14 protein-coding genes and 1 pseudogene are annotated in these 21001 nt (G+C 40.7%); 3 read left to right on the top strand and 12 right to left on the bottom strand.

Going from position 1 to position 21001, the window contains the following annotated elements; all coding sequences use genetic code 11:
• Window positions 1-51 precede the first annotated feature (51 nt).
• The 3 genes from CRI9333_RS24155 to CRI9333_RS24165 form a co-directional block, all read right to left on the bottom strand.
• Window positions 52-738 (bottom strand): hypothetical protein, encoded by a 687-nt coding sequence (locus CRI9333_RS24155; RefSeq protein WP_015180066.1) that lies wholly within the window; start codon window positions 736-738, stop codon window positions 52-54.
• Window positions 739-1665: 927 nt separating this feature from the next.
• Window positions 1666-5913, bottom strand: a complete 4248-nt coding sequence (locus tag CRI9333_RS24160; protein ID WP_015180067.1) for a WD40 domain-containing protein — start codon at window positions 5911-5913, stop codon at window positions 1666-1668.
• Window positions 5914-5960: 47 nt separating this feature from the next.
• The gene (locus tag CRI9333_RS24165) at window positions 5961-7271 is read right to left on the bottom strand and encodes an AAA-like domain-containing protein (RefSeq protein WP_015180068.1); all 1311 of its coding nucleotides are present in this window, start codon (window positions 7269-7271) and stop codon (window positions 5961-5963) included.
• Window positions 7272-7662: 391 nt separating this feature from the next.
• Between CRI9333_RS24165 and CRI9333_RS25335 the strand changes: the two genes are divergently transcribed.
• Window positions 7663-8484, top strand: coding sequence for a LabA-like NYN domain-containing protein (locus CRI9333_RS25335; RefSeq protein ID WP_015180069.1), 822 nt, complete (start codon window positions 7663-7665; stop codon window positions 8482-8484).
• A 183-nt stretch (window positions 8485-8667) separates the two neighbouring features.
• On the opposite strand, the pseudogene CRI9333_RS28660 reads toward CRI9333_RS25335, so the two are convergent.
• The 3 genes and pseudogenes from CRI9333_RS28660 to CRI9333_RS24185 all read right to left on the bottom strand — a co-directional run bounded on the left by CRI9333_RS28660 (window position 8668) and on the right by CRI9333_RS24185 (window position 12844).
• Window positions 8668-9074: pseudogene (locus tag CRI9333_RS28660) on the bottom strand (DDE-type integrase/transposase/recombinase).
• Between the two features lie 166 nt (window positions 9075-9240).
• Complete coding sequence (locus CRI9333_RS25350; RefSeq protein ID WP_015180070.1) at window positions 9241-12405, bottom strand: relaxase/mobilization nuclease domain-containing protein; 3165 nt, start codon at window positions 12403-12405, stop codon at window positions 9241-9243.
• Window positions 12398-12844 (bottom strand): plasmid mobilization protein, encoded by a 447-nt coding sequence (locus CRI9333_RS24185; protein WP_015180071.1) that lies wholly within the window; start codon window positions 12842-12844, stop codon window positions 12398-12400. The genes CRI9333_RS25350 and CRI9333_RS24185 overlap by 8 nt, the downstream gene beginning before the upstream one ends.
• A gap of 446 nt (window positions 12845-13290) precedes the next feature.
• Here CRI9333_RS24185 and CRI9333_RS24190 point away from each other — a divergent pair, with 446 nt between their 5' ends.
• A complete protein-coding gene (locus tag CRI9333_RS24190) occupies window positions 13291-13701 on the top strand; it encodes a hypothetical protein (protein ID WP_015180072.1) in 411 nt (136 codons plus the stop codon).
• A gap of 72 nt (window positions 13702-13773) precedes the next feature.
• Window positions 13774-14910: a ParM/StbA family protein gene (locus CRI9333_RS24195; protein ID WP_015180073.1), complete on the top strand. Its 1137-nt coding sequence runs from the start codon at window positions 13774-13776 to the stop codon at window positions 14908-14910.
• Window positions 14911-15306: 396 nt separating this feature from the next.
• Here CRI9333_RS24195 and CRI9333_RS24200 read toward each other — a convergent pair whose 3' ends face one another.
• The 6 genes from CRI9333_RS24200 to CRI9333_RS24225 all read right to left on the bottom strand — a co-directional run bounded on the left by CRI9333_RS24200 (window position 15307) and on the right by CRI9333_RS24225 (window position 20847).
• Window positions 15307-15633, bottom strand: coding sequence for a type II toxin-antitoxin system RelE family toxin (locus CRI9333_RS24200; protein WP_041227104.1), 327 nt, complete (start codon window positions 15631-15633; stop codon window positions 15307-15309).
• A gap of 4 nt (window positions 15634-15637) precedes the next feature.
• Entirely contained in the window at window positions 15638-15892 is a 255-nt protein-coding gene (locus CRI9333_RS24205) for a hypothetical protein (protein ID WP_015180075.1), read from the bottom strand.
• Between the two features lie 179 nt (window positions 15893-16071).
• Window positions 16072-16713 (bottom strand): hypothetical protein, encoded by a 642-nt coding sequence (locus tag CRI9333_RS24210; RefSeq protein ID WP_015180076.1) that lies wholly within the window; start codon window positions 16711-16713, stop codon window positions 16072-16074.
• 183 nt (window positions 16714-16896) lie between these two features.
• Window positions 16897-20196, bottom strand: a complete 3300-nt coding sequence (locus CRI9333_RS24215) for a DUF3987 domain-containing protein (RefSeq protein ID WP_015180077.1) — start codon at window positions 20194-20196, stop codon at window positions 16897-16899.
• Window positions 20190-20381 carry a hypothetical protein gene (locus CRI9333_RS24220; RefSeq protein ID WP_015180078.1) on the bottom strand — a complete coding sequence of 64 codons (192 nt, stop codon included), beginning with the start codon at window positions 20379-20381 and terminating at the stop codon, window positions 20190-20192. Before CRI9333_RS24220 ends, CRI9333_RS24215 begins: the two co-directional genes overlap by 7 nt.
• A 277-nt stretch (window positions 20382-20658) precedes the next feature.
• Window positions 20659-20847, bottom strand: coding sequence for a ribbon-helix-helix protein (locus CRI9333_RS24225; RefSeq protein WP_015180079.1), 189 nt, complete (start codon window positions 20845-20847; stop codon window positions 20659-20661).
• Window positions 20848-21001 lie beyond the last annotated feature (154 nt).

Genomic DNA, 21001 nt, shown 5'->3' on the forward strand with positions numbered 1-21001 from the left:
ACTTTGCCTAAGGCAAAGCCACTTGGCTCTGCCTCGACTAATCAGACCTATTTACAGCTTTCTGAATTCAACGATGAAGCCGTTTCCGTGCTTCTTGCACTCTTTGTCTTTCCATGTGCCATCAGCTCGCATCATTCCACAATTTTCACACCCTGTTTCTAGTTGGGGATTCCGGTTCAAAGTAAATGAAGAGCTATCCCCGTTTGTTGTGAAAGTGACACCATTGAAGAAATTCACGAGTGTGCATCTTGTTGGTACCCCATTTTTTTGGTCGTCCGGTTCTCCGGCTGCCCATCCCTGCCACGTAACTGAACGCTGATTAAGTAGTTTCCAATTGTGGCCCGGGGATTTTGCGCCTGGGGCTTGGTACATTCCTATCCAGTCTTCATTAGGCCTCAAGGCATTCTTGATGAAATCATTCTCTGTTGGTGTATTCGGAGTAGCAAGGAAGCCTTTGTGGATTTTTCCGTTGCGGGTTATCTGAAGGGTTTCAGCGTACTTTCTTGCCTCATTCCACGACATGGACTTAAACGGCTCACCGGAAAACTGGGCGTAATATCCATTGTTCTCTGGAAAGGGACCTACTACAGGTCCTTTGTACTCTTCGGCGGCTTTAGCTGCTGGAGTTTGGAAATGGATGCCAGACATATTAATGCTTGGCATCCCCAGCATGACACTGGTCAGGTAGAGCGTTGCGGTGATTACTGCTTGGGTCAATGCAGACATAGTTGTAGCCATGATTAGATCTCCTAAAAAACAAATAAGGAATAGGTAAAATTTTTTGTTCTCTGTCCTAGCTCTTCGTTCTGCGGTCTACGCTCGTCCTTGGACTTGAACCTCTCATCCCTCTAGGTGGCTCGCCTGTTACCTCCTGCTCTGTTGCCTTCCCTAGATCCCTGGTTTGTTCGCCTCCCGCCGCTCAGCTTTGACTTGACACGGTAGTTACGGGAATCAGAGTTGTTGATATTCAGTTGTCATGGTTCAGTTTGATTGAGTGATTTTCTCTCTTGTCTCCGAGATGTGTTTCACTCGTTCTTCTATTTGTTTCTATGTTTATTGCAACATAGATTTTTTCAGGTAATTTTGTTGTGCAGTAAGATTCTCAAAGAGAGTTTTACAGACTTAATAGAGACTTTTAACTATTAGTTTTGTGTAGAACTATGCACAAGAATTAGCCTGTTTATGGGTTTGTGCAAATTTAATCACAGCAAAACATGGATGCTTTTAATACGGCATTCCTATGAACATTAGTATGGTTTTATAGAACCCATTTGAGATCTAATTCTGGAAGCAGAAGCCTTGCAACTAGCTGGATTTTCCCATTTTCTGGCAGAAAACGGTTTTGCTGAACAGGCTCTATCGTTGATCACTTAACGACGGCTTACTTCAAAGCTAAGTACCACAGGGAAAGATGTCAAATGGGTTCTATATATGTAGTTGCTTTTAAAAACCCATTAGAGGAACCACCAAGCTCTATTTGTTGTAAATGCGCTTCTATTGAGCTTGGAGAGCAAATCCCAGACAAGCGACATCGCCCCTTGATTCATTAATTCTGAGGGTGCGAGTAGTAATGGGCTAGAAAACTGGGTTAAGCGTGTTTCCTACAATCGCAATAAATTGCTGATTTTATTTTAACGCGAATTTTTTAATTCTTATTCCTATCCACTAGCTATTATCACAGTTATTATCAGGAATAATCAACAAATCTGAGGAAATAAATAATGAATCTATTTTTTTGGTAGTGAAAGGATTTTTACCTACTTCAAGTTGCTTAATCCAAGGTTGTATTCTTTCTTTTTTCTTAGTCAATGAAACCCTATCGTAGAGTAAATTGCAGTACTCGCTTCTACCTTTGAGATATTCAGGTTGAACATTATTATATTTATTTAAATCGGTTTGAATGCTTTTTAATTTATCATCAACCAATTGTAAACTTTTCTTAAAATCTTCAAGAGCACCTTCTGTATCTCCAGTTAGTGTTTTAGCTAAAGCACGACTTTCTAGATAATTAAATAATTCTTCTGATTTAGGTTCTACAGCTTTGTCACAGGCACTAAGTACTTCTTTAGCGTAGCCATCTAAACTTCCTAGCCAACAAAGCGTATTCCAATAATTTTGGCTAATAAACGATGGAGCGAGCTTTTCGGCTTCTTGGAAATATGCTATTGCTTGCTTTACATTGCCCCCATGCAACACTATCTCTCCATACTTTAATTGAGTTTGAGCCGCAATTTTTTTTGCAGCCGTTTTCGGCTCAAAGTTGAGTTGAGGGTTTTGTTTTTTTGCTATCTCAAACTTTTTGACTGCTTCATCAATATTACCAGCTTGAGCGAGTTCTTTTCCTTCTGCTAACCAATCTCGTTCAATACCTTTACAAGGGTAGCCTTCTGTTTGATTAACTTCAGTATGGGTATCTAAATAGTTTCTTAGTAAATGACATCCTTGGACTAATAAATTATCTAAGGTCAACTCTGATAAAATTTGTTTCTGGCCGCTATCTAGATGCCATAAAATGGTTGTTCCATCTCTACTCGTAGAGGCAAGTATCTTGCCGTCGGAACTAAAACTAAGATCGGAAGCTTCGTGACCTTCGAGAGTTTTTAATAACCGACCGTCTTCTACATTCCAAAGTTTGATAGTCTTATCTTCACTGGCAGATGCCAGAGTTTTTCCATCTGGACTAAATTTAATATTCCAGACCCCGTCGGTATGTTCTCCCAAGACTTCTTGTGGAAGATCTAAAGTTTTAATATCTATAATTTTAGATTTTAGATCTTTGTTCTGTATTCTCCAGAGCTTCACAAGACCACTTGTAGTTCCTACCGCAATAAATTCACCATTAGGGCTAAAATCTAGACTACTAGCGTCTTGAGAACTCATAGATCTCCGTTGTGAACCAGATAATGACCAAGAATAAAAATGAATTAACCCGTCCAAACTAATAGAGACTAACATCTTTGCATCAGGACTAAAGCTTACATCAGAAATAGGAGCAGGAGCTTTTTTACTGTACTCTAAAGTCCGTAATTCCCGGCAGTTTTGTACATCCCACAGTTTTATGACACCATCGGCACTTGTAGATGCTAGGACTTTTCCATTTAAACTAAAATCAAGGGACCACACCGATGCCTTATGACCTTTTAGAGTGCATATTTCTTGACCATATAGAGACAAAAATTTTATAGTTTTGTCAGTATTAGCATAAGCTAATATCTTGCCATCTGGGCTAAATTGGATATCGTGGATTACGCCTTTTTTTTGTGAATGTGAAGTTTGGGTAACTTTAAAACTTCGTATAAGTTGACCTTCTAAATTCCATAAATTGATAGTTGTGTTTTGTCCAACAGCCACAGTTTTATTCTTAGGATTGATATCAACCCTAATAGGATAATCTTCAAAGTTTGAACACTTTAAATTATAAAATAGGGCAAAATCTGGACAGCTTATCTCATCAAGTGACCGCTCTTTCCGATTCTCTAATGACCAAATTTTGATGTTTCCTTCTAAACTTCCCGATACAAGAACTTTAGCATCGGGACTAAAATTAAAGCTCGTAACCGGAGACTTGTGTCCTTTAAACGTTTTTATTTCTTCTCCATCTAAAGCAAAAAGCGTGATAGTGCCATCAGCATTACCGGCAGCAAGCGTATATCCATCATGGCTGAATCTAATGCTGGTAATATTATTCTTCTGTTTAAAGGTGCGTAGTTCCTTGCCATCTAGGCTCCAAAATTTGATCTGATTTTGACTAGCTGCGGCAATCATCCTACCGTGTGGACTCCAACTAATGCTTTCTATATCGCCAATGTGTTTTGGAAAGGTTTGCAGAAGTTGACCATTTGTTACATTAAAAAGTCGAACGGTATTGTCCTTTCCACCTGAAGCGAGTGTTTTGCCATTAGGACTGAATCGGAGACTGGTAACAGCTTTTTCATTATTATTTATGTTCTTAAATTTACTATGTTGGAATCTTCTTAATTTTTTATTATTCACCAAGTTGTAAAAATTAATATATCCGTTAGGACCTCCACTGGCAGTTATCTGGAGGTTAGAGTCAGTAGCTATAGGAATGCATTCATTTGACTGACATGTTAAGTTTAGTTTATAAAAATAACTTGTGTTTCCCTTTAATCTGAAAAAAGCTCTATGAATTCCATCACGTCCTTTAATTACCTCCTTTGAAGTTTCCAGAAGCTTCCCATTCACATCCCACACTTGATACCTACCATCTAGTACTCCATAGCTGGCAGTGGCGAACACTTTTGCATTAGGACTCCAACCAATGCTATGAACTGTCATATTTTTATAAGCCGGAAAGGAATTGATTTCGTCCAAACTGTAAATAGTTTTTCTTAATGTAGTCACAACCCTTTCTTTTGTTTCTGAGTTAGCAAAAGCCCCTGGTTGTTTTAATTGATTTGCTGCTTTCATAACTGTCAAAAGCGCAGTTAATTGTTCACCTTTATAAAATTCTTGCTTTGAAATTTCTAATTTTTTGTTAATTTCCCTTTCTTGCTCGACCCGTCTCCATTGAGTAAAACTTATCAAAATCAAGACACAACTTACAAACACAGTTACTAAAAAAAACAAGTTTGCTTTTTTCTGTTTTTTATCCAATTTAGCCAAAGCTTTTTTTTGGCTAGAAACTATAAACTCCGACTCCGATCTGCTCAAAAGTTTACCATCTGCCCATTCCAGGACTTTCTGTAATTCTTGCTCTTGTAGTAGCTTAGATTCATCCTGTCGGTGAGAAATTTCCCAATCCTTTAGTGCTTTATTAAAGAAAGAAGGGCGTAACTTAGCTAACTGCTCTTCAACCCAATCTTTATTAAAAACCTGCTCATAGATAGGGTTATAACCCTTTAATTTATCTACCCGCTTAACTACTAATCCAGATAGCTTTAATTCTATCTGTTCTGGACTATCATCAGCAGCGCTCGCCCCTTTCTGTAAAATTTCCTGATATAAACCCAACAATCTGCCAGCACGTTCTTTACCCACTAAAAAGCGACTTTCAATAGTCTTAAAATGGACGGGTTCATCATTTGATTGCCAATTGTCAATTAAATAAAATCTTACTAACTGCTCAATCCTAATTTTTTCCTCTCCTGCTTGTATAATCTCTCCTCGATCTTCCTGCACTAATTTACACAATTTTTGAGTTAAAAAAGGTTGTCCCCCCGTCCAGTACAGTATTTCCTTCAGTACCGCTTGAGGATTTTTAGCCTTTTCTGCTAACCCTTCCGCTAATACTTCCGACTTCTCAAACTCTAATCCCTCCAGTTCGATTCCTTCGCCAATATTAAAAGGAGTTTTATTAGGATCTCGAATCAACCCTGAAGGTGTCGCCACTCCTAACAAGACAAAATTCAGTCGCTCATAAGCAGGATTATCAACTCGCAGGTTGTAACACGCTCGAATTAAAGCAAAAAAGTCACTAACACCGAAATCAAGATTGAGGACGCTATCAATCTCATCAATGAAAATGACAACTTTCTCTCCTGAAACGCAAACCAAGATCACATCTTCTAGATACAGATATAACTGCTGTAGAGGGGATAACTGCTCCTGTTCTGCTAACCAATCTTTCAAGTTTAATTGGGCAGTTAATTTAAAATTTCGGTGTAATTGGAGGATAATGGCTCGATACCACTTTTCAGGGGTGATTCCTTCACTGCCAATTGTGGTCAAGTCAAGAGAGGCACAACTAATCTTTTCCGCTTTAAGTTGCTCCACCATTCGCACTCGGAGACTCGACTTGCCCATCTGTCGGCAGTTAAACACATAGCAGAATTTTCCGGCTTTGAGAGCCGCATACAAGTTGTCATCGGCTTGTCGCCGGACATAGGGAGCATCGACGGTTAAACTCCCGCCGACTTGATATTCATAGGTATGACTGTTAGATGAACTCATAGGTTAAGCCACTCAGCAATATAGAAGACTGAAAACAATTAAGAGCGTCATCCTAGAGATTCTTGGAAGTAGTGCTGATAGAGTTTAGAACTTAGTTTAACTTGGTTGTTATTAAGCTCCACTAACCCTAATCCTTGTAGTTTGTAACTTGCCTCTTGTAGCAATTCCACACCCTCTGGAGAGGTTATGACCTTTTTAAAAGCAGCTACGATGGAAGGCTGAGACTCCAAGTTCTCCCGGAGATGTTCTAAGTGATTGCGATAAATACCTGTAAGAGTTGAAGCTGAGGCTAACAGTTGTTCTAGAGATATCTCCCCCTTCTGGATGTGATAGAGTGCCAGTTGAATGAGATAGGGATGTCCCCCCACTAATGCCATTAAACTGTCAACCTCTCGACCTGAAGACCATCTCAATCCATAACACTGCGCTAGCTGCGCTACCTCTTCCCTCGTCAACTTGGGTAAAATCTTACCCGGCCCTACATTAAAGGGAGATTGATTGCTATTGAGGTTGATGTAGACATCAGTAGCGTAAACTACTACTTGGCGCAGCTTACTCCAAGTCGCCGGATCGTTGTTGCGCGCCTCGTACCACCCCCGCAACATTGGAAAAAAAGATTCAGCGATCGCCGGATACTCAAATAGTCTATCTACCTCATCCATCCCTACAACCAAGGGAGTATCCATTGGCTCTAACAAATACATCTGAAAGTAATCAGTACAACAGGTGAGACTGCCAAACAGATCGCTATCCCACTCATCTAACTGAGGTTTTAGCCCTAGTTTTTTACTCACAGAGGCACAAAACCACTGTAAAAATCGGTCTAAGTCTTTCACAATAGATGTGTCTACCTGTCGCAGGTTTAAATAGACCGTTCGATAGCCTTCTTGCTCGGCCTTGGCAAGCGTTCGATTGAGCAGAGAGGTTTTTCCCATTTTCTTAGCCCCCTTAAGCCGTACTAATCCCCCCGGTTTGAGAACTTCTTTAGCGCAATCTTCTTCAATTGAAGGATGAGCAATATAAAAGTTAGAGTCTAAGGCAACAGGACGACCGGGAAAGTCTGGCTCTGGTTTCTGAAGGATATAGCGATCGCGCAGCTGGGGAGCCACCCAGTCCGGGTGGTGTTCGATGAACAGATCGATCAAATCAGGCCGATAGGAGAGGTGTTCCCCTTCCCCATTAGTGAGGTCAAATACCTTACAGACATTGGAAATGTGTTTTCTCGTCGTGGACTCACTGCTTAGCCCTAAGGAGTCAGTAATCTCCTTATCCGTCTTTCCAGCTAAAAACTGCTTTAGCACAGGCTTTTGAAACCGGGTAAGTTGCTCTAGGCGATCGTTGAACTCTACTTTTTTCATCTTCCTTTGATCTCCAGTCTTCAGTCAATAACTAGATTCTAATCAGTTCGACTATTTATATATGGTCTAACATAACTGCGACTGGTAAAAAGGGACATTTCCTCCCTCCCAAATAATGCTATATCTCTTTTTTAACCAATAAAAAGCTCCTAATTCAGTTTGTGAATAATTTTGCACAAACCCATTTTATTTGAATAACTTGCGACTATTTATACACAAAATACGAGCAAAAGCTGAACTCAACTAGCCAATTATATTGCTTGAGAATATTACTAAACATCTTGAATACTTATTAGTTAACTGTAATACATTGATATGAAAGAGCTAGTGATTAAATATTAGCTAAAAACCAAATAACTGGCTTTTGTTATTATTCATGGAGTTTTTTGACATGGTTACTAACGCTAAAGTTTCCTCTTCTTCTGATTTTAGAAATGTTATCTTGGCTTTTTTATCTGTTAGTTCAACAGTAGCAGCAGCAGTTTTTCAACAAGTTTGGCTAGCTATCGTGCCTTTTGTGTGCATCCTTCAGTTGAAGCAAAACCCATCTCTACAGCTTCAGCTTCTTCAAAAACAGTATGGAGCCTTAGTGGGAGAAATGAGTTCTATGAACACTGGCATCGAAGAGCTGTCTCAAAAGCTAACTCCTACTAAAGCCCCTCTGACTGCCGGACAAAAAGGACGTATTAGCCTCATCATTGACGGCGACAATACTTTCCTGAGTGCTAAAGAACAAGGGCTGAGGATTGATTATCAGAAACTCATACCTGAGTTAAGTCAGGGAGCCTCTCAACTAATAGGAGCATTCCATTTTGCCTCTGTAGACTCTGCTAAAGAGAAGGAAGTCAACTTCTTGAAATTCCTTAATTCTATTGGCTACAAGGTTGTCTCCCAAGAAATCATTCAACACAAAGATGGCTCTAAGGAGGGCAATTTAGATCCAGAGATCATGCTTCAAATGATTCGTTGCATCGACACTAGCGATACTGTTGTGTTAGTCAGTGGCGACGGAGATTTCAAACCCTTTGTTGAATATCTCAAGGAAAAGCATTGCCGGGTTGAGGTTTATGGCTTTGAGGCTTCGACCAACAAGACTTTAAAGAAAGTCAGCGATCGCTACGTTGATTTGAAGACTTTAGATGTGTTCAAGAACAACCCGGATAGGGACAATCCTCCTAAGCCAAAACCCGTACTTTGTAGCCCCTCTCGCTAACAATAATAGCTTGAATTGATTTCAGAGGGAAGGGATTAACCTTCCCTTTTTCCGTTTTTGAGTACTGTCACCCGCTCTGATACCAAGTTGCGTTCATAATATTGTACCTTCTCTCTCCCTTTTTCCAGAGTTGTGTTGCAAAAAGTTATTGAGGACAGAGAATTCCTGTTCTTGCAGTTTGGTTTATGCAACTCTCCCAAAAATTTGAGCCACAAATTTGACTTGTTTTAAAATATCTCCTTTGGCTACTCCCACCTGCCCCTTTCTTATCATATTCATTGCTTCGTAACCAATAAGTGTTTTTCTAGCTGTGTAAAATGATTGAAGCCCCAACATAAGATTGACCAACTTCTTGATAAACCTATGGTCTTGCTCCACAAGATTATTTAGTATTTGTTTTGGCGTAACTCGCCAGCTTGAGCCAATGTTTCTTCTGCTTTCCACTCTTCAACGGATGGTGGATAAGCCGCGTTTTTATCCATATTAATTACATGAGGAGGTTGACTGCTAGTTGCCTTTAACGCTTTGCACAGAAACCGTTTCGCTGCTCGTCTATCTCTTTTCGCACTCAGCATAAAGTCAATAGACATCTCCAAAAACTCTCAAATCCTTTCTTGTATTGATTTCCGACTGTCTGCCCTTTGAGGGGCAAACAGTCAAAAACCAACGATTCCATAAGGCTTTGGTTGTATTGCTATCAAATTAATTTTGTCTTTATGCCATATTATTTTAATAAAGTCGGGCTGTACTTTCACGCTACAATTCCAACTGCTTTTGTTCATTACTGGGCGATGGAATATATCTTGGCAGACTGTTCTGTCTCTCTTGTTCCTTTTCCTTCAATTTTTCTGATATTTGCTGCCATTGTCTAACATCTTCATCAGTTAGATTACACTTCTCTATCCATTTACCATTCAACTTAAACACTTCCCCACGCTCGTCGTGAGCAATCACAGTACAAGTATTTCCAACTCGCTTAAAAGTGTAGTTATCTTCTACTTGTGACTGACCATACTTGATAGTTTTGAACAATTCTTCAACAATTGAATCAACAATTGTTACTCGTTTGTTTTGTTTTGGGTCATCTTCTAACTGCTTTAATGTTAGAGCGATTGCCAACCTTTCTTCTCTGTAAGCATAAAACTTTTCAAAAGCTTTAGGATCATGCTGAAAATCTTGACTTTTAGGACTTCTCAGTAAGATATGCTTCACATCCTTATTACTATAGCCTTCATTGAGTGCGAATAAAGCCACGCCAACATCTAGATCATCTCGCAACGTGAAGTTATTGTCCTGTTTTACTTCTGTTACTAATTCATGGTAAATTTTATCCAAATAGTCTATGGCGGCTAGGGTATCTTTTGGTAGTTCCAACCGTTTAGTAGGAAGAACTGGAGTAGCTGGCTCTGGATTTAAACTGTTGGATTCTTGATTGCGTGTAGTGTCTAATTCTTTTGGTTTTTGTTCAACTAATTGTTGATTTTCTTGAATGTTATTTTCTAGCTGTTGCTCGGCTTCATGATTAATTTCTAGCTGTTGCCCTGGCAGTAAAAAGTCCTGTTGGTATTTAGGCTCTATAGTACATTCATTAGCTTGATGATCTCGGTGAGTTTTGTAGCTAATGCTTCTTGAGTATTGAGAATGTATTTCTAAAGTTTTTCCATTGGATAAGGTAGCTTCGTATGGAGGATAAGAAAAAGATGCTCTCACAAATGAAGAGTTTTTTTGTTCTGAAGAAATAAAACTTTCAAATGCTTTTGTAATCAGATTGCGTTCCCAATTTTGACGCTGCTCCCATACAGGACTAGATTCCCATTGTTTTTTTGCTTGTACAAGTTCGGATTTAGTAATTTTATATGCTTCAAGTTTCTTTTCTGGAGTGTTTTCACTCGGTGCATAACTGGAATAAAAATGGTATTGAGGCTGTCTGATACTCAGTATTGCTAAGAAAGCGTCCAAGCTGATGTTAGATGGCTTTTGTCCTTGACTTTTCGTTCCTTTTATCCCCCAAAGACTCCCCGCTTTTTCGTCACTTTTTGTTCTAGCATCTGCACCTGTTGTTGAAGTGTCGTCATTGGTTTTAGCTGAGTTACGTGTTCCTTGATTTGTTTCTCCACTGAGTCCAGGCGTTGATGTGTTTTGTCCTTCTCCGTGTAATACACCTGAAACCCTTCCAGATTGATGATCCTCTCGTCGATCGCTAGCAAGGCTGACATCATGTTCTGCTCGTACAAAATGAATTTCTTCTCTATGCTGGGTAGTCCGTCCTTCTCCCTCTGCATTAAGCTGTTTAATTCCTTCTGCAATGTAGCCGTTGAGTTGGTTAAGTGAGTCAATTGTTGCATTAAGTGAGTTGGCTCCTTGTTCAAATTCTGTTGTTGCAACTGGTTCTTGAGCCGCTGTTCTACGTCTGCGTCTGATGCCATCATGGATTCGGTTAATTTCTTCAAACTGTTGAGAGATGTCTGCTGCACTAATTCCAGTTGTTGGGCTTGCTGTTGGCTGACTTGATCTTGCTGTGCTGCTTGCTGTTCTACTGTCGCTACCCGCACTTCGATTTCGTCCAATCTGCAATGAAAGTTCTGCGTTAAATTCGTGAACTGCTGATCCAAGTTGGTTAAGCTCTTTTGCCAGGTCGAATTGTTTGGCAGGTTTTTCTCTAGCTGCTGTATTTTCTGCTCTAGCACCGATAGGGGCTGTTGCCAATTCTCGTTCTGATTGTTCTGTACGTTTTCTACTGTTACTGTTAGTTCGCTCAAGCCTTCTGCTAAAGTCGTCTGTGCTTCTATCGAGTTGGCTAACTGCTGTTGTAAGTTGCTCTGTGTTTCTATCGAGTTGGCTAACTGCTGTTTCAACCAGTTGTTTTCCTGGGTCAGATTGGAGATCTGCTGACTCAATTGTGCGATCGCAGATTTCAACTCCTCTATTTGATCTGGCAGTTGCACTTGTGTCACTAACTCTCGTGCTTGCTGTTTGGCTTTCTGCTGTAACTGTTCCTGCAATCCCATCTGCCACCTCTATTTGTAAGTGTTTCGCAGCTATTTTCTTATTTATACTTGCACGACTATTAGTAGCTGAATTGGCGATCGCCTCTGCATCTCTAACTGGATCAAAACTTACAGATTTATGAGTTTGCAACCCTGCCCAACTGTAATGTTTTCCTAAATCACTACCTTTAAAACCATGCTCCCAATCTGGGTGTGCGAAACTAATGCCTTGAATAATATTGTTGCGAGTCTGCTTAATCCTGACTTCTACACCTGTTGACTGCAACTTATCTATAAGATCAGTCATCGTTGTAGGTTTCTGGGTCAATTCATCAATTAATGCTTGCAGCTTCATCCTTGCAGATGGTTGAGGAGGTTCAGTGCGTTTACCCTCTTCAAATTCCTGCTGCTGTTGATACAGTACCCGTATCTCCCCTTTAGTGGGATTGTGCTGTTCTTTCTGATTGCTGAGATGGTGCGGGGTTGGAACTAGATCGTATTTCTGCTCCAATTCTCTCATCAAATTTAAAGAGCGTAGATAGTCCCACGAGTCAGACACGCATTCTGCTGTCAACTTGACACGACTAGCAACGATGTGAACGTGGGAGTGGTCGTGTTTACCGTTATCCTCTGGTTCGTGATGTCTGACTACTATATATTGATTGTCATCAAAGCCCATACCTTCTAGGTAATCACGGGCTAAATCTCTCCAAGTATCGTTACTCAGTTCTTCCCCTGGCGCTGCTGACAGTGAAGCGTGAAAAACTATATTTTTGACGTTGGAGTTAATCACTCGTCCTATTTGAAACTCGGCAATCATCTCCAGTGCATTGCGTCCTGACATATTGGTGTCAAGCATTTCTGCACCTGACTGGTTCATCACGTACTTGACGCAACCTGAGAAACTTTTACCTTTAATAGTGTTACTAATCAACTTGCAACTCCTCAAAGTCTTCAGTAACACTGTTGGAGTCCATTATCTCTCTGCGTACCTGATGCAGCAGTTCTGTTGTTTGATTGAGTTGAGCAGATAGTTCATTGAGGAGTGCGATCGCGCTTGTGTCTACCTGTACTGCTTGATCTCTTTGAAGACTGGTATTAATGCCCCTAGCTATCTGGTTAATGTTGTTCCCAGTGTTGGTCAAGTTAACCGATATCTTACCCAACTCTCGATAAGTGGAGAGTGCAACAGTAGTTACCTTGCGGGGAAACTGGCGACGAAAGAAAGCGCGACGAAATGCTTCGGCTCGACTTAACCCTACCTCGTTTGCCTTAGCGAACGATAGTTCATCTTCTTCAGGAGTAAGTAGCAGGTTGAACATTCTTGTTCGCTTCTGCTGTTGCGATTTTTCTCGTGGCGGTTTGTGCTTCATTTGTCACACAGGGTAATTCAAACGGCTTCACTATTTTTTATTTCAGTGAGCGATCTGTTGCGGGGGCTTGGGGGTGTCCCCCAACGAGGATTGGGCGGCAAACAAATTAAAATCTTGCAATAAATATATATTGCCGCCCATACCTCGCTGCTGTCAATTACGTGGTCAAAGTTATCGTTCTATTTTGGCGCACTGCTCTAGGGCGCGTTTATACCATCAGAGAGATAGTTTTCGGGTGGTATATTGTGGAATATTTAGGACATATAGTGGTATTAACTGGAATAAAGGGGGATAAAAGGGGCTATTTTATTGTCAATAATTAGTCTTAATTGCAAATAAGAATCAAACTACTAGCAACTTATTCCCTAATATTCCACAATGTTCCATAACATTCCATTTTTAGCCACTGATAATCCACAATATTACACCGTTTTTAGTAAGTATTTATGCCTAATTTTGAGTCATTTGAATTGAAGCTGAGGATTAAGAGAAGTAAGCAGCAGGCAGAGGGAAAACTGCTCGACTATCTGCTGCACCATCCTACAATAAGTTCAACGGAAGCTGTGCTATCTGCTTGTCGTGCTTATTGGATGCCACTAGCAATGATTAAGGCTGGTGAAGAAAATCCGGCTGTGCTGCGAGAAGTGGGATGGTCGGCTATTTTGGATCTGGAAAAGCAGATTCAATTGATTAAGCGGGTGTTGCAGTTGGAGGAGACTACATCAATACCTGCATCCTCGGTTCCAGTAGTGCCTGTTGAGTCTGTAGAAGCGATAGCTTATCCAACTGTTACTACTGAACAGCTACCAACACCTGAAGATTTAGATGACGAGTTAGGTGTCAATGATTTTGATTGACAATATTACTTAGGCACGATGACAGTTAAACCTTTCAAGTTTTAAAAGAAGTCAACAGTATTAATAATTTATATGCAGAATTCGTTAAATCCAGCAGCAGCTTTAGTAATGGACTTTGGTGGTTCGGGAGCTAAGGGTATTGGATTGAGAATTGAGTCAGGAATTGGTAAGCCGTTTTTAATCTGCCTTAACCCTGAAGTGGAACCAGTAACCAAAGCGTCGATTGATGCTTATATGTCAGGAACGTTGGGAGCGACTGAACCGGAGAATAGTTGCTGGATTGCTATTGGTAAACAATATTATGCTATTGGTGCGTTAGCACGAGAACGTTTTCATGCAGAGGTCGATCTACATCCGTTGAAGTGGGAAGATGCGATTCGTAAAACTCTTGCTGCTGTTTGGGTATTAAGTGAACGGTTAGGACTTGGCAACGAGTTTGATATTTCGATTGCTGCCCTACTTCCCCCTGGGGAATATAAAAATGATCGGGAGCGTTTTGAGTCGAAGTTAAAGGAAAGTCTCGCTAATTTTGTTACTCCCAGTGGAAACTTTAAGGTTAATCTAGTTTTCTTTGATTGCAAGCCGGAGAGTGGTGGTATTTACTTGTATCGCAGACGAGTTCTTAAGGATGCAATCAAGCAGTCTGTGATAGCAGTAGCAATGATTGGACATCGTAATGCTTCGATCCTATTCTCGAATAAAGGTGCTGTTGGGGAGGGTGTTACTTCAAATTTTGGCTGTAATAAACTGGTAGAAATTTTTGTTAGGGAAACTTCAGGGACGGAGACTCATTCCACTGATAAAATTATTCGGGCAATTGTAGAAGCTGGTGCAGAAGTGAAAGGTCAACCGTTTATGGCGTTGGCTCGTAGTTGTTCGGCGGCTGGTAAGAAGGAAGATGTTAAGCAGATGGTCAAGGCGACTCGTCTGGCGAGGGAAGAATATTTTCAGATGTTGACGAGATGGTTGGATAAGAAACTGCCCTCTGAACGCAATGAGTTAATTTTCTGTGGTGGGACGGCGCATTTGTTTAAGCAGGAGTTGAGTGAGCGGTATTCATTAGATACAGTGCTTTGGGATGCTGATGTTGAACTTCCACCAACTTTAGATTCTGTTGGTTTGGGTAGTAGGTTGGCTGATGTTTATGCGATGTACCGCACTTTTAGGGAACGTCTGAGTTCAAGGTTGGGCGTGACGGCGGCTGATTAATTTGATTCGCTTCAAGCACTTAATGCTGCTAACTTTCTTCTTCAGGGCTTCACTTCCACATCCGACATTTAGGAGCCACGTTGCTCCTAATTTTGTAGTTCTCCTTCTTGGTAAAGTTTATAGCCTGCTTCTTCTCAAATCATTTTCTTGCGAATCATAGAGCGTATACCTACTCAAATCTTCAACACCGTATTTTGAATTTTTCGTTCTGACACCGCGCTCTTCTGTGTATGGGAGATGATTTGTAACATCTTTAGTTTGAGACTAACTATTTAGGAGAAACGTTTCTCCTAAATAGTTAGTCGAATTAATTTCTTAAATGGCGTGGCGATAGCTACTTTCGAGCATTGGGAATATGTGGAGCTTCTTTGCAACTGCTAGAAAATCGAGTACAGACTATGCCTTGTTAATTGCATCGTCAATTTCTTCTAGGCTGACATCGGTTTGCTCTGATTTGGCATAGATTAAGAGCAAAAGAACACAGAGAGGAGAAACTAATTGATAGATTAGCCGATAGCCACCACTTTTTCCTGTGGGAATGTCGCTGTTTTTGGCTCGCACTTTGAATACGGTAAAATCTGTTCCAGAAATTTGGTCGCCGATGAATTGTCCATTTTGAAGCTCGTCAATGATAGGTTGAATATCTTGTTGAATCTGGCGATACCGTTTTGAAAGTGCTTTAAGACGACGCTTAAATGCCTGAGTAAAGCGAACTTCAACCATAATATTAGCTGTCCATGTCATCCCAGAGTGCTGAAACTGGGTAGGTTTGCCCTGTTCTGCCTTGTCGAATGGATTCTTGCAAATCAGCTAAAATTTGGGCTTTGGGTTCATTAGAGTCTATTGGGTCTAGTCCACTTTCTATTGGTTGCAGAAGTTCTATGAGGGTTTCCCAAATTTCAACAGGGATCAGAACTTCGGTCTTTTCCCCAGCAGCATTGGTGACATATTTAATTTGGTTTTGGATTTGGGAAAGTTTCATAGAGCGAAACCTACTAATGTTCTAGATAAGTGGTCATAATTGCAGCGTAACGAAAAGAGTTCCTTTTACGTCAGTTTTTCCTACACACCGCTTTTCGGTGTTTGGTAAACGAATACAAACAGGATATGTGCCATAAGTTCGCTCTTACTGCCTAAACTTAATACAAAATCCGAGCATTGTCAGATTTTGCCCTGAATTTTATTTGATTCAGTCCATAGTTGTTTAAATAATGATGGACTTAACTGATGAGTTTTGTTTTCATGGCAGTAATCAGCAACATATGCCGCCGTAACATAACTGCTGAATATATGAATTTCTTTGTCGCCAAAAATGCTAATAGGCTTACCTGACTCATCTATAACTGTAAAAAAGCAATAATCGTCAGGATTGCCATAAAAAGTCCGATAATCAACATCGAATTCGGGACGTTTGGCAAGTGAGACCGTGTAGAGTTTTTTCACTGGAGGTGAAATCGTTTTAATTACATCGTTATCTAACATATAAATAGCGTCGTCGCTCTCGTAATCACCATATAAATTAACCAGATTTTGCAGGAATATAGTGTTAATTTCATTATTGGTTTGCCAGCTTGTAAATTTAATAGTCGATAAAACATCTCGACAATAACCCAACTTTTCCCAAGCGGATTTTATGCAAGCGTGAGCAGAAACCAATCGGGTTTCAATCTCCCCAAAGCGATTTATACCCAAGTAGATGGCATGGGCATCACTAAAGTCAGAAACAGATATAAAAGAACCAGTAATTATTTTTGGCTTTCCATAATCAGGCTCAAACTGTTTTCTCCGTTTCGCTTGTCCCATTTTTACCTCAATTTACGAACATGAAAAAACTTTGTTCTTCAATAAGAACGGATGGGAATGATTAAAGATTTAATCGTTAAATTAATTCAATGTGCTACTGGTAGCAATTCTTGTGGGAATTGTTATAACATCAAATATTTAACAGGAGTCACGCAGTTTTTCATACACACCGCGCTAGCGGTGTCAGGTAGATGATTTGTAACCTTGCTCAAAATACTCATTGTTGCGATTGCATCCAACGCGCGAATCGCGAACGATCCGCCCAATGGTTACATCAGACTCCGCAAACCAGATAACACCTATCTTTCCGCCGAAGTCAATGCCATAGGTAAGCTTTCCGTTCAAGGTTTCAATTCCAGCTACAGTGCCTTTTCTGTCTTTGTTGTCCCGTACCTTGTCGCCTACTTCTAGAACTCTTGGATTAACTACTTCGGGTTGGGTTGCAATCGCGATCGCCTCCAACTCCTCAGCGTAGAATCCCTCTTCTCTATCCCCGACCTTGACCTTAAAAGATTTATCCAAATCGTTGTATTTAATAGTTATCCCGATTTCATTAGTTTTGATACGGTCGCCACCTTTTTTGACCTTAACGGTATTACCGACCTCAATAGCTGGGCTTTTAGCTTCAACTGCTACCACTTCATTACTTACCTCAGTAGTCGGTTCCTTCGTTTGTTCAGTAATCGTTCTTTCTACCTCAGTAGTTTCTTGAGTAACGGATGCAGTTTCGAGAGTAATGTGTGTATTTTCTTGAGTAACCATATTACTCTCGCTCTTATCCTCTACAGGTAAGGCTTCCACCTGTTCGAGTGTAATAAGTGTATCGAGTGTAATATTTTCGATCTCTCCTGAATCTGGTTCAACTACTGATTGTGCTTGTATTGAAGAATTTTGCTTGTCAGTTGAAGGAGAAGCCGAAAAATTACACTTATTACACTCCAAATCTTCTAATCCTTGCCATGTATTGTTTTCAGTAGTTTCTAGCATTACACTCGAAGTTACACTTTTGTTACTCTCGGATACTCTTGAATTACACTCGAAACTACTCCCGTTACTCTTGAACTCAATTAACCGACCAATGCCCTTAACCTCACCCAGTTTTAAATCTGCTAATTCGTTAAACCAGATTTTTACCTGTTCGGTTTTGGGTCGCTTGCCGTGAGCGTAAGTTAGATACACATCTCTAGGGGTAACTGCTCGCTGTTTGCGATCGCACAGTTGAAGGATTTTGGCTAAGTGTGGAGCGAGTGTGCCGGACGAAAACTCGCTGTACATCGCCTGTACTTGATGGCAGTAGAACTTAGCTAGTTCCACAGCTTTCTTCATAATGATTAGGGGTATAGTAGAGGATGGAATCCGCCCGTTCATTAGTTCGTGGATTACGTGCAGGTTGATTGCCAGCTTGCCGATACGTCCCTCGGTTTTACCCCAAACTGTTCTCATTCCTGGGTTGGGGTCGTCGATCCGTTTCTGCTCTAGTTTGTTGTACTGCCCTCTAAAATATTGAAAAGCTTCAGGGCTGAGTCGGTAAGTAGTAGCTGGTAGTTTGTCGATAGCTTCATAAAGATGAGCCAGCATTTCTGTCAGGTCAATATTTCCGCCATCATCTGGCATCTCTGATGCTGCTAATGGTTGATTAACAAAGATGAACCTTGCCCATTTACCATTGCCATCTGAACAATCTTGCATCATTTTTTGGATTGTTAGTGGCTGGATTGTGCCAACGATGCCTAGTAGTAATCCCGTTAAATCTGCCCTCATGCCATCGGCACGTAAAACGCTGCTACCTGTACCGTCGTAAAAACTTAATAAATCTTCTTCATCACTACCGCGTCCGTTCCTGTAAGCATTTGCAGACTTGAGCAATCCAGCTAATTCATCAACATTGGCTAAAATACCTTGCTGTGGGTGAGCTTGGACTTGATTGATTAAACCTTCGTTAGTACTGCTTGAGTAGGAGTAACGTTTCATTACGGGCTTTTGTGGCTTGCCTTCTGGGAAACGTTCGCGCCTTTCATCTGGTTTAATTGCGTTCCATTCCTCAATATCTCGCTCATATCGTTCTTTAGCTTTGTCGTGTTCCTCTCTAGCTTTTTGTTGCAGAATTTCCAGAGGTTCGGACACCATTGCCTTAAGAATCGGTGATTTTTTCTGAGAGGATTCAGCAACAATTCCCGCGAATAAGTTGGGCGTAACCTTGAACCCCATACCATTGTGAAGTACTAATTTCGTACCTACTTTGTGCAGTGTTGAAGTAGCGGTTAGCAAGCAGGTTAGATAACCTTCAGGTCTTAGGTTTAACCAAGTGGCTAATTTTGTAATGGGTTTCGCTAAGTTAACTGGTAAGATTTTTTCAAGTTTTACAGTGGAAAAATTCGATCTCAGTAAAATACCTAATTCGTCGCTAACTTCTTCCCTACTTTCAGATAGCTCAATTTCAGCTATTCGTGCTTTGTAGATATTTTTCAGAGCATTTTCGCTGTAGAGAGAGTAGTGAGCTAAATTGGCAAGCTGGATTTCTAATTGGCTACCTGATAGACCATCACTGATAAATTGCTCAATCTTTATTGTTACTTCTTCACTGGTGTAAATTTCCCTTGTAGCTGTGGGATGAGAAATGACATTATTGTTGCTGTTATCGCTACTTGGCTTAAACTGCTTCAACTCTCGTTTCGCCCCTACAGCGTTCATAATATCTGTAGCAGTCGCTTTATCGTTATTAATCCAATCAGCCAGATCGACTCCAGTATTTTTAGGTATATGCTGCCATAGTGGAGAGTCGGGGAAGCAGTAGCACCACTGGGCATCAGGAAAATCTTGATTAATATCTTCCATGTGTTCAAGCCCACATTCATCCCGATCTGGACTAATTACCAATAATGCCCCTGCTAAATCCTGCGAGTAGTCGCCATAAGTGCGATATTTTTTAGATCCACCTAATGTTGTTGTTGCAGCAATGCCCAATTCCCATAGAGCATCGGCTACCCCTTCGCCCTCGACCATAAAAATAAGTTGACCATTGGCGATCGCAGATCGAACTTGCTGGTATTTATAAATGGGGACTGCTTTTTTAACCTCATCAGTCAAGCCGTTGACCCACTTTTCACCGTCCCAGTGAGACTGATAAAACTGCTTGCGACCTTGCCCATCATCTACGCGGGTAACTTTAATTAATCGGTTGCCGTTGCGATCGTCGTAGAAGTATTCCTTCCTTGATTTGGCGCGGATTTCCTTTCTCTCTTGTCTCTCTCTCGTGTCTAGCCTATACTGTCCCCAACCACGATCCTTAGTAGCTCCGTTATATTTCCAAAGTAAAAGGTGGGTTGAATTGTTTAAACCGATAGGTTCACCGTCTATATGTGTATGGCACAGCGCCTCGGTTTCAGAAAACTTGCAGTCGCCATCTTTGGTGCGAGAGCAGATTGGGCAAGGCTGATTTTTACCTGATTGATAAGGAAGTCTTTGTTTGAAGTTGGCTACCATGCTGCACCTCCAATAAATGAAGTTGGTGTGCAGTTGATACGAATAAGTTGGGAAAATATTATAGATGACTCTAATCCAAGAGCATCAGTCTTTCGGATTAATTGGTCGCCAACTAATAAAGTAATACGCTCTGTAGTATGTGGTTGAATCGGTCTGACATCAGTTAACATAATTTTATATACCATCCTTATTTTTTGGATGGCGATAGGTGGATACCCGCTCTGTACTCGCAAAGTTCAAAAGACGGGAAAAAGATTTCAACTCCTGGCTGGTTAACTAGCTGGGAGTTCACCTTTTTTAAGGGCTGAGAATTTGGGAATTTCTCACTCCAAAAAAATGCTTGTTTATTGAATTATTGTGGTCAGATGCCACGCAGTCTGCAATTATTAACAATTGTTTTACAGTTTCTCGTTCATCCTCTTTCTGGCGATCGCCACTGAATAAGGTTGGTTATGGTTTTAGTTAAACGCCTTCCTTTTCCAGCTTTTTTAAGGCTTGGTCGAGAATCTGCTCGGCGAGTTCACCCATCGTCAACCCCCGTTGGACGGCTTGAACTCTTAATCGAGTGCGAATACTTTCCTTCACCTCGACTTGTAGCATCACAGTTTTTTCAGGGGTAGGCATTACAGGTATTTTTAGCACTTCTATCATTATTCTCTATTAATGATGACTCCTATGGCTAGATGAGTTATATTACCAATATTACCAGTAATAACTGGAAATGATTAATGTTTTGCCAGTGGGTTACTTTCTCAGGGTCAACCACTGGCAATGACTCCCATTAGCAAATAGGAGATCAAATCTA

This window comes from Crinalium epipsammum PCC 9333, assembly GCF_000317495.1.
Taxonomy (GTDB): Bacteria; Cyanobacteriota; Cyanobacteriia; order Cyanobacteriales; family PCC-9333; genus Crinalium; species Crinalium epipsammum.